At 66.2% G+C, this 12611-nt stretch carries 9 protein-coding genes; 5 read left to right on the top strand and 4 right to left on the bottom strand.

Annotated elements, in window-relative coordinates:
* Positions 1 to 74: 74 nt before the first annotated feature.
* From AC5RVD_RS01905 to AC5RVD_RS01895, 3 genes are all read right to left on the bottom strand, one after another.
* Positions 75 to 1061 carry a 2-hydroxyacid dehydrogenase gene (locus tag AC5RVD_RS01905; RefSeq protein WP_494125775.1) on the bottom strand — a complete coding sequence of 329 codons (987 nt, stop codon included), beginning with the start codon at positions 1059 to 1061 and terminating at the stop codon, positions 75 to 77.
* Between the two features lie 118 nt (positions 1062 to 1179).
* The gene (locus tag AC5RVD_RS01900; protein ID WP_494125774.1) at positions 1180 to 1440 is read right to left on the bottom strand and encodes a PLD nuclease N-terminal domain-containing protein; all 261 of its coding nucleotides are present in this window, start codon (positions 1438 to 1440) and stop codon (positions 1180 to 1182) included.
* 151 nt (positions 1441 to 1591) lie between these two features.
* Positions 1592 to 2170, bottom strand: coding sequence for a DUF1697 domain-containing protein (locus AC5RVD_RS01895; protein WP_494125773.1), 579 nt, complete (start codon positions 2168 to 2170; stop codon positions 1592 to 1594).
* A gap of 556 nt (positions 2171 to 2726) precedes the next feature.
* Here AC5RVD_RS01895 and AC5RVD_RS01890 point away from each other — a divergent pair.
* The 5 genes from AC5RVD_RS01890 to AC5RVD_RS01870 all read left to right on the top strand — a co-directional run bounded on the left by AC5RVD_RS01890 (position 2727) and on the right by AC5RVD_RS01870 (position 12121).
* Positions 2727 to 4637: an Hsp70 family protein gene (locus tag AC5RVD_RS01890; protein WP_494125772.1), complete on the top strand. Its 1911-nt coding sequence runs from the start codon at positions 2727 to 2729 to the stop codon at positions 4635 to 4637.
* A 152-nt stretch (positions 4638 to 4789) separates the two neighbouring features.
* Positions 4790 to 7216, top strand: coding sequence for a LuxR C-terminal-related transcriptional regulator (locus AC5RVD_RS01885; RefSeq protein ID WP_494125771.1), 2427 nt, complete (start codon positions 4790 to 4792; stop codon positions 7214 to 7216).
* A gap of 207 nt (positions 7217 to 7423) precedes the next feature.
* Entirely contained in the window at positions 7424 to 8605 is a 1182-nt protein-coding gene (locus AC5RVD_RS01880) for an IniB N-terminal domain-containing protein (protein WP_494125770.1), read from the top strand.
* A gap of 112 nt (positions 8606 to 8717) precedes the next feature.
* Entirely contained in the window at positions 8718 to 10550 is a 1833-nt protein-coding gene (locus tag AC5RVD_RS01875; RefSeq protein ID WP_494112671.1) for a dynamin family protein, read from the top strand.
* Positions 10547 to 12121: a dynamin family protein gene (locus AC5RVD_RS01870; RefSeq protein WP_494125769.1), complete on the top strand. Its 1575-nt coding sequence runs from the start codon at positions 10547 to 10549 to the stop codon at positions 12119 to 12121. Before AC5RVD_RS01875 ends, AC5RVD_RS01870 begins: the two co-directional genes overlap by 4 nt.
* On the opposite strand, the gene AC5RVD_RS01865 is transcribed toward AC5RVD_RS01870, so the two are convergent.
* The gene (locus AC5RVD_RS01865; RefSeq protein WP_494125768.1) at positions 12029 to 12595 is read right to left on the bottom strand and encodes a hypothetical protein; all 567 of its coding nucleotides are present in this window, start codon (positions 12593 to 12595) and stop codon (positions 12029 to 12031) included. The genes AC5RVD_RS01870 and AC5RVD_RS01865 overlap by 93 nt on opposite strands.
* Positions 12596 to 12611: the final 16 nt, after the last annotated feature.

The raw sequence follows: 12611 nt of genomic DNA, 5'->3' as shown, positions 1-12611 counted from the left end.
GTCCTTACGCGGGAGGTGCTGGTGCACTGATCGTACAAGCCGCCTACTTGTTATACAAGTGTAGGCATGGCGGGTTAGCAGACCGGGGTCACCAGCGAGGCGTCGCGCAGGAAGCCGCGCAGGTTCTCCAGCGTCAAAGCGGCCATGTCGGCCCGCGTCTCGCGGGTTCCGCTGCCCACATGTGGCAACAGCACGACGTTCTCCAGTTCCATCAGTCCGGCAGGAACATGCGGTTCGGAGGCAAACACGTCCAGCCCTGCGCCCGCCAGGAGGCCCTCGGCCAAGGCGGAGACCAATGCGTGCTCGTCCACAACGGTTCCGCGGGCGATGTTGACCAGATAGCCTCGAGGGCCGAGTTTGGCCAGCACCCCCGCGTCGACGAGGTTGACCGTCTCCGGGCCTCCGGCCGCGGCGACGATCAGCACCTCGACGGCTTCGGCCAGTTTTGCGGGGGAGGAATGGAACGTGTAGCCCGAGCCCTTGAGGGGGCGGCGGCTGTGGTAGTGGATCTCGCAGTCGAAGGCTTCCAACCGCTTGGCGATGGCCTGGCCGATACGGCCGAGGCCGACGATGCCGACCCGTTTGCCCGAGGCGCGCGTGGTCAGCGGGTATGACGGGGTTGATTCCCAGGCGCCGCGGCGGACGAACCGGTCGGCCGCGCTGGTTTGACGCAGTACATCCAGGTAGAGGGCCAGTGCGGTGTCGGCCACGCAATCGGTGAGCACATCCGGGGTGTTGCTGATGCGGATGCCGCGTTCGTTTGCCTGGTCGACGTCGATTGCGTCGTAGCCGACGCCAAAGTTCACGATAGCTTCGAGGCTCGGCAGTTGGCGCATCAGGTCGGAGTCCACCCCGCGGCGGCCGGAACACACCGCCACGCGAATACCGTGGGCGTGCCGCTGCAAAAATTCCCCGCGTTCCGGGCCGTCCGGGAGCAACAGGGCGCCGAACTCATCGGCCAAGGCGGCTGCCACAGCAGGGTTCACCGGTCCAACCTGAAGGATCTGCTTGCCGTTGATGGCTGCGGTGGTCTCGTCGGGCGCGGCTGTGCGGTTGGTCATGCCAGAAGAGTAGGGACCTTCACGAAAGCGCGTCCAACACGGATATTGCATGGATCGATACCCGCGGGACATGGGCCATCACATTCCCCGAACGGCCTGCACCTTTTCGGGAGCGGGCTCATCGGACAGAGGATTCCGCCTGCGTCGCCCGACCGGGATCTGGCTGGGGCCCAGCAGCGGCGGCCCGGCGAGATGCGGTCCGGAACCATGCCAGGGGGCCAAGGATGGGCAACACGAGCACCACCAGCGACCAGACTGCTTTCGCCTGCCGCTGCCGTTTGCTCCGCCCTATGCTGACCAGCGCTCCGACCGCCAGGAAAAGGGCAAACGGTCCGGCACAGACGACAGCTGATATCCACGTGACCGAGTCGAACAGCATAGGATCCCCCTCCTTGGCCGTACTCGGCCGCCGGCCCGCACCAAAGACCGCAACATGACGAGTCTAGAATCGCAGCGGTGCTGCGGCTATCCCCCGAGAGGATGAGTTCGGAGCGGTTTTGCTCCTCCCTCGGTAGCAGGGGCCCGGGGCCTTAGTCCTCCGTCTGGAACTTGGCCAGTACCTTATGCAGGGTGTTGAGGTTCCTGGTGGTGGTCACCGGCTTGTACATGGTTTTGGCCATTTGCTTGGACAGCTTCGACTCCAGCGTGCTGCCTTTCGGCACCTCCCAGTACAAGACGTCGCCAATTGGGGTCGCACGTTCTTCGGGCGAAAGTTCCGGGCAGTCCCCGAGCAGTCGTTCCACAACCGCCGCACCCGTGGTGAGCACCGCGTAGGCGTGCCGGGGAACACCGTCGTCGGGTGGGATGTACGGGTAGCCGTCGACGATGGCGGCCAGTTCCTGCGGCGTCTTGACGATGACCCACGCGTCGTAGCCGAATGCCGTCCGTAAGCTCGCTTCGACCCTTTCCTTGACCGCACCTGGGTCATCGGTCTCTGCGCACAGCACGACGTTGCCCGAGGCGAGGACCGTCTCCACCTGCCTGAAGCCGGCTTCGCTGAGGACCCGCTGCAGGTCCTTCATGGCAATCCGGATGCCCCCAACGTTGATGCCGCGTAAAAAGACGGCATAAGACCGCAAGGAATCGGGTTCGCCGCGTTTATTTTTCATTGAGCTCCCGGGTCATATTGGCGGAGAAATCATTGTATGCGCCGGCCGTAATCGCTTGGTGGTCCCACCCATTCAGGCGCTAGGCAAAAGAAAATGCGCGCCTTTGCATATGTATTACTCGAGGGCCGCAAAATCAAGGGCGGAGGCGCCTCTGGGAGTAAACCATTAACCAGATTTTGGTGGAGCGCGTTCCTCGAAACCGGGGGATACGTTCCCTTGTCTAACCCCCTAACCCCTCCTAGGCTGAATGTAACGGACCGGCTTCTGAAGAACGCCGGATCCATGTATGGGGAACTGCGGCTGGCGGCGGCTGAGGGCGTCATTCGCAGCGGCTTCATGGGGACACGGGCGGATGGATACCGCCCGCCTAGCGGGGAGCAGAGCATGACTCTGGAGACAGTATAAAGAAGCGGTGGGGGACGTTCCTTGCTGGGCGTACCTGAGGGGATTCATGGCTTATGTACTGAGTGTCGATGTCGGCACAAGTTTCACGGCAGCAGCGATAGCGCGATACGGGAGCGGGGACCGAAAGCCTCAGCAGCCGCAGGCCGTCCACTTGGGTTCGCGTGCGGCGGCCGTGCCGTCGGTGATCTATATAGGCGACGACGGCGCAGTCCTGGTCGGCGAGGCAGCCGAACGCCGCGGCACGACTTCTCCTGACCGGGTGGTTCGTGAATTCAAACGGCGGATCGGCGACTCGGTGCCGATCATGGTCGGAGACCTGTTCGTCACGCCTGAGGACATATTCGCCACCGTGGTGCGGTGGGTCGTAGACCGCGCCCACGAACGTGAAGGCGAAGCTCCGGAAGGCATAGTGGTGTCGCATCCGGCCGGCTGGGGTGACTACAAAACCGGCCTGATCCGTGATGCCATGGCCGGCGTCGAGCTGGCCGACGTCATCCTGTTGAGCGAGCCGGAAGCAGCCGCGCTCCATTACGCCTCCCAGACCCGCGTCAGCACGGGCAGCCTGGTCGCGGTCTATGACTTTGGCGGCGGTACCTTCGACGCGGCAGTTCTGCACAAGAACGACACGTCCACGTTCACGCTGCTGGCCAAACCGGAAGGTTTGGAGCGGTTGGGGGGAGCGGATGTGGACGACATTGTCTTCGCCCACGTCGTCGACAGCTTGGACGGCGGGCTCAGCGCCGTGGACCCCGGCTCGATGCAAACGCGCGTGGCACTGGACCGCATCCGCCGGGAGTGCGTTGAAGCCAAAGAAGCTCTTTCGGCCGATTCAGAGGCAACGATCCCTGTGTTGCTGCCGGATCTGCAGACAGGCGTCCGCCTGGTGCGGTCCGAGTTTGAGGGCATGATTGACCCACTGGTGCGCGATACGATCCACTCCCTGCGCCGGTCCCTCGAAACTGCGGAAGTAGCTGCCGAGGACCTCACCGCGGTCCTCTTGACTGGCGGTTCCTCCCGCATCCCTCTGGTCGCCCAATTGCTGTCCGCCGAACTGAACCGTCCCCTCGCCGTGGATGCGGATCCGAAGGCCTCGATCAGCTTGGGCGCCGCGTACTTCGCTGCGCGAAACCGGCTCGCCCTGGCACCTGAAGATGCAGCGGAGCCGAAGCCGGAATCGGTCCCCGCCGAAGGTCGCGCATTTCCGCCACCCCACTTCCACGCCCATGCGGCGTCCGCGGTGGAAGGCGCCGGCGGCGCGCGGAAACCCGTGCTGGCCATGCGCGCCGCCGCCGTTACGGTGGCGGTCGCGGCCCTCACGGCCTTGACGGCAACCGCCGCGCAGAGCCCCCACGAATTCGGCCTCTTCGGCTCCCAGCCTGGAGTTGCCCAGGGCAGCGCAGCGGAACGGAACGGCTACGTACCGGGGGGAGCGCCGCAGGGGAGTAAAGGGGCCGGACCGGCCAATTCCGTGATGGCTGCTGAGCCGTCGCAGCCTGGCATGAGTCCTGTGGTTTTCTGGGAAAACCCGGCTGCGACGTCCCCGGGTGCGGTGACTCCCAGCCCGGAAGGCTCACCAGGGTTTGGCGGCGACTTGGGCTTCGCGCAGGATCAGGCAACGGGAACGGCGACGACGGCGCCGGACGGCACCCCGTCCACGGGCACAGGCCGCGCGTCTACGCCGGCCGGCGATTCCGGGCAGGGGTCGGGATCGAACCCGGACAACGGCACCAACACTCCTGCTCCGGGAACCACCGGAGCGCCCGTGCCGCCCGCGACGCCACAGCCAGGCACGACTCCCCAACCTCCCGTCCCGGAGCCGGAACCGAGTGTTCCAACTGCACCGACAACGGCACCGGAACCGGATCCGGTGCAGACGCCTCCGTCTCCCGCGCCCGCGCCCGCGCCGGAACCTGACCCGGAGCCAGCGCCGGAGCCTTCATCGGCACCGTCAGAGACGGCTGTTGTCGATCCTCCGCCGACCGCGCCGGCCTTGATGGATCCGACGCAGCCGCCAGCTCCGTCGGGTGACCCCACCGATGCGCCTGCTCCGGGGCCGGCATGACAGGTGCGACACCGGCGCAGCCGGCGGCACGTCGTTTGGTGAACCGGGATGCCGCGCAACTGCTGACGGAAGCCGCGGCGGAGCCCACGTCGCGTTTACTGGCTACCGTGTCCGGTCCGGGAGGTTCGGGGAAGAGCCTTCTGCTGGAGAACTTGGCGGCAGCATATGACGAAGCAGGAGTCCCGGTCAGCTCGGGCAGGCAAGCACTGGGGCAAGATCCGGTGGACGAAGGCACCACGGTACTGATCGACGATGCCCACCAATTGGACGACGCCGAACTGGAGCGCGTCCACCGATTGGCCGACGAGCAGAACGTGAATCTTGTGGTCGCGTATCGGACGTGGCCGCAGTTGCCGGCCCTGCAGCGGCTGACCGCGGTGTTGGAGGCGCACCGGCGGCCGGTCTTGTTGGGGCCCTGGACCCGTCACGATATCGCCCGCCATGCAGCGGCTGCCCGCCCGGAACGGCTTCCTGCGCCGGCTATTGATCAAATTTTCCGGCTCACCGGGGGCCTGCCCTGGCTGGTCCAGCATGTGTTGGAAGCGACGGATGACGCCCGCCAAATACCATCAGATCCGGTTAAGTTCGGTGGGTTGGTCAACCATGTGGGCTACGAACTCGAACGGCTGGAACCAAACCTTCGGGAGCTGCTGCTGGCTCTAGCGGTCGGGTTTGATCCAACCGGGCCGTTGCCTTCCGGACTGCGGGAACTGCCTGGCGGAATCGGGCCGCTGATGTCGCAGGCAGCGGCCGCAGGGCTGATCCTGCCCGAGGGAATCCTGGCTCCCCTCATGCGCAGCGTCCTGCTTCACGTCACGCCGCTGCATGATGTGCGGGCGGTCCAGCGGGCCTTGGCGGACTGTTTAGCCAACAACAGCGCACAGGCGCCCCTGGACGTGGCCCGCGGCCTGGTTCGGGGCGGGTTCCAGGACCCACGCGTCGCCCGCGTCCTCGAAGATGCAGGCGACGGCGCCCTGGCTTCCGAGCCTCTAGTGGCCGCGACACTCTACAACGAAGCGGCGGCAGCCGGAGCCGACGGGGTGGCAACAGCGGCACGCCGGGCCCAAGCGGCCCTGGCCTCCGGAGACCTCGAAACAGCCGGCCGCATCCTTGACCGGGTGCTGGCTCACCCGGACGCGCCCGACAGGCTCCGCGGAGCGGACGTGGCGGCGTCGCTGTGGGCGCAGCGCGGCATGCTGGCGCGCAGCGCACAGGTCTACCGGTGGCTCGGATCTCCCGCCACGGAGGCGTCCAGGGCGCTGGCCGCCGTCGTCATGATCGGTACGGGCGAGCCCGACGCGGCCCGGAGCCTGCTCGCAGGCGGCCGTTCCGACAACTCGCCAACACTGACGAACGTGGCCGTCTCGCTGATGGGACAAGGCATTGCCGAGTCCATCGGCGAGCACGCCGAGCAGGCGCTGCCCGCCTTGGTACGGGCCTCCGACATGCTGACCGCCTCGGGCGCCGCGATTCCGCTGCCGGACAGCCCGGCTGCCCTTGCGGCATTGGTGGCCCTGCACAGCGGTGAGCTTTCAGTAGCGGAATCCATCCTCGACGATGCACTGCGCGGAGGGCAGGGAGGTCCGGCGGCCCGGTTGAGGCTGCTGCTCCTGCGGGCCTGGGTCTCCATGCTGCAGGACCACCCGGACAGCGCAGGAGCAGCCATTGCAGAGGCGACCGCCAGCGGAATCCCTCCCACCCCACGTGATGGATTGTTGCTGGACGCACTACGGGTCGGGCTGGCGCGCCGAACCGATGACACGGCCGCCTTGGTGCGCGCCTGGGACCGCGCGCGGGGCCGGTTGCTGCACGTCGCCGTCGATCTCTACAGTCTGTTGCCCCTGGGGGAACTGGCAGTAGCCGCTGCCCGCCTGCGGGATTCCGCGCGGCTACAGCCGCACTTGACCGAGGCGTGGGCGCTGCTGGGGAGGTTGGGCGAACCGGCGCTGTGGTCTACGTCGCTGCATTGGTACGCGGTCCAGGCAGCCCTCTTGGCGGATAGCCCCAATGAGCTCGCCCCGCATGCCTCGGCGCTGGTGCGCGCCTCGGGGACGTACCGGCTGGCGGGCGTGCTTGCGGCGGCGGGCCGGGCGTGGGTGACGGTGCTGGCCGGCCGGATTGATCCGCGGTTGGTGGAGGAGTCCGCCCGCGCGCTCGCATCCGTCGGCCTCACGTGGGACGGGGCGCGGCTCGCCGGGCACGCGGCAGCGCACGCGGACGAGCGCAAGGACATGAGCCGCCTCCTGGCCTGCGCCAGGGACCTTCATCCCGGTACGCGCGGGACCATGGACGCGCCGGCCGAGACAGCTGCCGTGGAGCACGAAGGGCAGAAACCAGTCCCCGCCGGAGCAGCACACGGTCAGGAGGGGGCTGTCTTGAGCGAGCGGGAGCGCGAAGTTGCCCGGTTGGTTTTAGAGGGCAAGACGTACCGGGAGATCGGTGCCGCAATTTTTATTTCGCCGCGTACCGCCGAGCACCACATTGCGCGTATCCGCCGCCGGTTAGGGGCTTCGAACCGCTCCGAACTGCTGACCCAGTTGCGGCTTGCGCTCGGCGAAGACGGTTCCCAAGGGCAGTAATTCCGCGGACTTCCGGCCTTGGGACCCCTCCCTACCTAGTCCCCGGATACCGCGATCCCCCTTCAGGGGCCGGGAGGCGGGGGAGGAAGCCCCGATGCGGGCGGAGCAGCCCGACCGTAGTTTTGAATCAAGCCAAGCAGCTCAGCTCGGCGGGCCACCATCCATAATTTGGCCAGATCCAGTAGGAAAAGAATGGGGATTCATATAATGCCTACGCTCGCAAGCTCTCTTCTCGAATTCATCATGAACCTGCTCCGTGATCCGCGCGCCGCCGCGGAATTCCAAGCGGACCCGGAGGCCGCGCTCGCCGAGGCCGGCCTGGGCGACGTGTGCTCCGATGATGTGGACGCCATCATGCCGGTCATCCTCGACTACGCTCCCGTGGATGCCAGCTCGTCCTTCGACCGCGAGTACAACACCGGCGGCAACCACTCCGGCGGCGACACCGGCGACTGGTCCAGCGATAACTCCGGCAACAATGGCGGTGGCTGGGGCGGCGGCGGTGGCCACGGTGACGGCGGCCACGGTCACGGCGGAGGTCACGGTGGCGGTCATGACGACGATGACCACGGTCACGGCGGCGGCAGGGACCACGACCACGATGACCACGCCCATGCTGTTCAGCAGCTGACGCACATCGTGAACAACTACTCGTACACCTCGACGATCGACGATCGGGACACCATCACGGACCAGTCCGTCAACCAGAACATCTGGGCCGACGGCGACGTCAACCAGTGGTTCGACAATGACGCCGTGATTGCCTCGGGCGACGGCTCTGTTGCAGCCGGCGGCGACGCCACCCTGGATAACTCGACGGACAACTCCAAGGATTACTCCACCGATAATTCCACAACCGTAACCACCGGTGACATTGAGGGCGATGTGGCAGTCGGGAATACCACCGACATCTCCGTGGAGGACTCCTTCAACGTTGAGGATTCCTACAACGAGGATTCCTACAACGAGGACTCTTACAACGAGGATTCCTACAACACAGATGTCGATTTGGACGTCGAGGTGGAAGACTCCTTCAACGACAACTCCGACCACTCGACGGATAACTCGACCGACAACTCGGTGGAAATCGAGGACTCGTACAACGGCAACACCACCGAGATCGAGGTCGAGGATTCGTTCAACGAGGACAACTCCACCACCGACATCAACGTGGAGGATTCGTTCAACGAGGAGGTCGAGATCGAGGATTCGTTCAACGAGGTCGAGGTCGAGGATTCGTTCAACGACAACTCCACGAACACGGACGTGCAGGTGGACGCCGACATCGATGCCGAATTCACGGACAACTCGGTGAACGACTCCGTCATCATCGCGGAGAACGAAGTGGAAATCGAAGACAGCGTTGTTGCCGAAGAGGTCAACCTCTAACCGATCTGATAACTGAATCACGACAGATCAGCTGTCCAGCAGGAGGCCGGGGGACCTCCTGCTGGACAGTGTCACGGTCCGGCCGCTGGGCCGGAAGTCACAAGGGGATACGGTGGTCGAGCTCGTCAAGCTGGTGGATCAGGGCCTGGAATTGGCCAAGAAGGGTGAGCGCGCAGACTTGCAGCGGCGCCTGGAGCAGACCCGCAAGCGATTGCAGGACCCGACTACCCGAGTGATCGTCGTCGGTGAATTCAAGCAGGGCAAGAGTCAGCTCATCAATGCGCTGGTGAATGCGCCGGTTTGTCCCATTGACGACGACGTCGCCACCTCGGTGCCGACGGTGGTGAAGCACGGAGAGCCTGCCTCAGCCGTGATCCTGGTGCCGAAGGAAGGCGCCGACTCCAACGACGGGGAAGTTGAACTGGAGCGTCGCCCGATCGCCTTGGACGAACTTGCCGAGCACGTTTCGGAACGGGGAAATCCGGGTAACGAGCGCCGGCTCGCTGCCGCGGAAGTCTCCCTGCCCCGGAAGGTTCTGCACGGCGGGCTTGCTTTGGTGGACTCGCCGGGGGTCGGGGGGCTGGACTCGGCCCATACTCTCACCACGCTGACAGCGTTGCCTACGGCGGACGCCATGCTGTTGGTCTCGGACGCGTCCCAGGAATTCACCGAACCGGAGATCCGGTTCCTGCGGCAGGCGCAACGCATCTGCCCTAATGTGGCCGGCGTCCTGTCCAAGACGGATTTGTACCCGCAGTGGCGGCAGGTGGCCGAACTGGACAGAAGTCATTTGAAGCGGATCGGGGCAGATATGCCGCTGATTCCAATCTCCTCGGAACTTCGCCTGCGGGCGGCCGAAATGCGTGACAGCGAACTGAACGCCGAATCAGGATTTCCGGAGCTGGTGGCTTACCTCCGGCACGAGATCCTGGGCCAGACCGAGCGGCTCCAGCGGCGCTCCGTGGCGCAGGACCTCATTTCGGCCGTGGACCATTTGCGGCTGTCGCTGAAGTCGGAACTCAGCGCGCTGGAGAATCCGGACGGCACACCCGAGATGCTGGCCGAGCTGGAGGCGGCCAAGGAACGCGCCGACGAGCTCCGCCGTCGTTCTTCCCGTTGGCAGGTCACGCTCAATGACGGCATGAGCGATCTCATCTCCGACATGGAACACGACTTGCGCGACCGGCTGCGCAGCATTTTGCGGGATGCGGAACAGTCCATCGATGCCGGGGACCCCGGTCCGCAGTGGGAGCAGTTCGTGCACTGGCTTGAACAGCGGGTGGCCGCTGCCGTGTCCGACACCTTCGTGTGGACGAACGAACGGTCGCTGTGGCTGGCGGAAAAGGTCGCCGAGCATTTCAACCAGGACGACGTCACCTTGCCGTTGCTGCAGGTCGATTCCACGGAGAACGTGCTCGACCCGGTCGAGGAGATCCCGGGCCTGGATGCGGGCCGCCTGGGACCGGTCCAGAAAATACTGATCGGCATGCGTGGCTCGTATGGCGGTGTCCTGATGTTCGGCCTCCTCACCGGGATCGTGGGCATGGCGCTGATCAACCCGATCTCGGTCGGAGCCGGCCTGCTGCTTGGCGGCAAGGCTTACCGCGAAGACAAGGAGGCCCGGTTGAAGCGCCGCCAGTCGGAGGCCAAGGCCCTGGTCCGGAAACAAGTTGACGAGGTGGTGTTCCAAGTGGGCAAGCAGCTCAAGGACCGGCTCAGGATCGTGCAGCGGGCCACGCGCGACCATTTCACTGAGCTGGCCGAGGAGCACCATCGTTCGCTGGCGGATTCGGTGCTGGCGGCACAGAAGGCGGCGAGCCGCTTCCACCAGGAACGCGACCTGCGGATCAAGGAGCTCAAGGCGTCCCTCGCGCTTGTCGAGTCGCTGCGCAAGCAGGCGCTGGCGCTGGACGCTGCTGCACCGCAACCGGCGGGACAGGCATGAACCCCGCGGCAGCCGGAGCGGACGTCGAAGCGGCGCGCGGGCTGGTCCGGGAAGCGATCGAGGCCTACCGCGACGACCCGGCGGTGCGTCGGGTGTTGGAGGAGTATGCGCGCCGGCTCGACGAGCCGCTGCGGGTAGCCATTGCGGGGATGATCAAAGCCGGCAAGTCGACACTGCTCAACGCCATTATCGGCGAGGAGATTGCCCCGACCGACACGGGAGAGTGCACCCGGGTGGTTACCTGGTACCGCTACGGCGACACTCCGCGCATCACCCTGTACCCGCGCGCCGGAGCGCCCCGGGACCTTCCGACCAAGCGCACCGACGGCCGGTTGGTCTTCGAGTTCGGCGGGATCAAGGCAGAGGAAGTCGACAGGCTCGTGGTGGACTGGCCGTCCCGAACCCTGCGCGACATGACGTTGATCGACACGCCGGGCATCGCCTCGCTCTCCCGGGACGTGTCGGCCCGCTCCACCGATTTCCTGACGCCGGCAGACGCACCCTCGGAGGCCGACGCGATCCTCTACCTGCTGCGGCACCTGCACGCGTCCGACCTGGGCTTTTTGGAGTCCTTCCGTGATACCGCGGCCGGCCAGAGCGGTACCGTCAACGCGCTGGCGGTGCTGTCCCGCGCGGACGAAGTCGGGTCCGGTCGGATCGACGCCATGCTCTCCGCCCGGGAAATCGCGGCGCGTTACCGCCATGACGGCGCGTTGCGTTCACTGGCCCTCGGGGTAGTGCCGATCGCGGGCCTGCTGGCCCAGTCGGCGCGCAGCCTGCGGCAGGGGGAATACTCCGTCCTCGCCGAGCTCTCTTCCTTGGACAGGCGGGAACGGGAGCGGCTCCTGCTGTCCGCCGACCGCTTCGTCCGGCCCGGGGGGCCGCTGTCCGCCCCGCCGGAAGCGCGGGCGAGGTTGCTGGACCGGTTCGGGCTCTTCGGGCTCCGGCTGGCAGCGGCGCTGCTCCGTGGAGGAATCTCCGAACCGACCGTGCTGGCCCACGAACTGGCCCGCCGCAGCGGGCTGGACGAATTGCTGGCCGTGATGACCGGGCAGTTCCAAGCCCGGGCCGGACAGCTCAAAGCCCGCACGGCCCTGGTCGGCATCGAAAAGCTGCTGAACGACCATCCCCGCCCGGGCACCGCCGGAGTCGCGGCCGGCTTGGAACGGCTGCTCGCCAGCGCGCACGCCTTCCGCGAATTGCGCTTGCTGGCGGCTGCCCGCACCACCGGCCTGCCGCTGGAACCGGAGCTGGCCACCGAAGCTGAACGGATGATTGGCGGCGACGGCGTCTCGGCACCCGAACGCCTGGGACTGCCCCGTGACACACCCGACGAGGTCCTGCGGGAGACCGCCGTGGCGTGCCTGCGACGTTGGCACGCCGTGGCGGGCGATCCGCTGCGCGGCCGGGCCGTTGCCGAGGTCTGCCAGACCGTCATTCGCAGCTGCGAGGAACTACTGGCCGGCATGCAGCTAGCTTCAGGCGGTCCGGCCTCGTCGCCCCTGGTGCTCGGCGCGGAACCATCGGTTGGCCCCGCGCAGGACGCTGGCGACTACCGCCGCGCCGGCTAGCACCAGCTGCAGAACCAGCATGATCCTGATGCCCAATGCCTGATCACCGGGGGCGGCCAAAAATTCGTCGGCCAACAGGGTCACTGCCCCGTGGACGAACAGCATGGCCAGCAGCGCGAAGCGCACCTTGCCATGGCGGCGCATGAGGGCCCGCAGCAGCAGGGCCTCGATCAGAATGACCAGCGCCAGCATGCCCAAGGTCCCCCAGAAAACCAGCATCGCCATGGCTTCCACGGTCTCCTCGTCGGCGCCCTGCTCCAAGCCGTTGATGAGCCCGCGCAGGTGCTCGAGGATCTCGTCCTGGGCGAAGTACGCGAATATCCCTGCAATCAGCCCTGAAACAAAACTGAGGATCCACAAGAAGCGGACCCTCTTGACTGCAGGCGGAGGCACCAGGATGCCTGCGATCGGCGGGGGCGTACGGTCGGACATCTGCGGACGCGGCGGCGCAGGACGGTCCGGTTCGCCGGACATCCCCCCGGTTCCCTGA

The organism is Arthrobacter sp. THG-b23 (assembly GCF_059091265.1).
This window is presented reverse-complemented; position numbering and strand designations above follow the sequence as displayed.

Coding starts and splice junctions, on each gene's coding strand:
- AC5RVD_RS01905 (WP_494125775.1), bottom strand. CDS start 1,061: ATGACCAACCGCACAGCCGCGCCCGACGAGACCACCGCAGCCATCAAC.
- AC5RVD_RS01900 (WP_494125774.1), bottom strand. CDS start 1,440: ATGCTGTTCGACTCGGTCACGTGGATATCAGCTGTCGTCTGTGCCGGA.
- AC5RVD_RS01895 (WP_494125773.1), bottom strand. CDS start 2,170: ATGAAAAATAAACGCGGCGAACCCGATTCCTTGCGGTCTTATGCCGTC.
- AC5RVD_RS01880 (WP_494125770.1), top strand. CDS start 7,424: ATGCCTACGCTCGCAAGCTCTCTTCTCGAATTCATCATGAACCTGCTC.
- AC5RVD_RS01870 (WP_494125769.1), top strand. CDS start 10,547: ATGAACCCCGCGGCAGCCGGAGCGGACGTCGAAGCGGCGCGCGGGCTG.
- AC5RVD_RS01865 (WP_494125768.1), bottom strand. CDS start 12,595: ATGTCCGGCGAACCGGACCGTCCTGCGCCGCCGCGTCCGCAGATGTCC.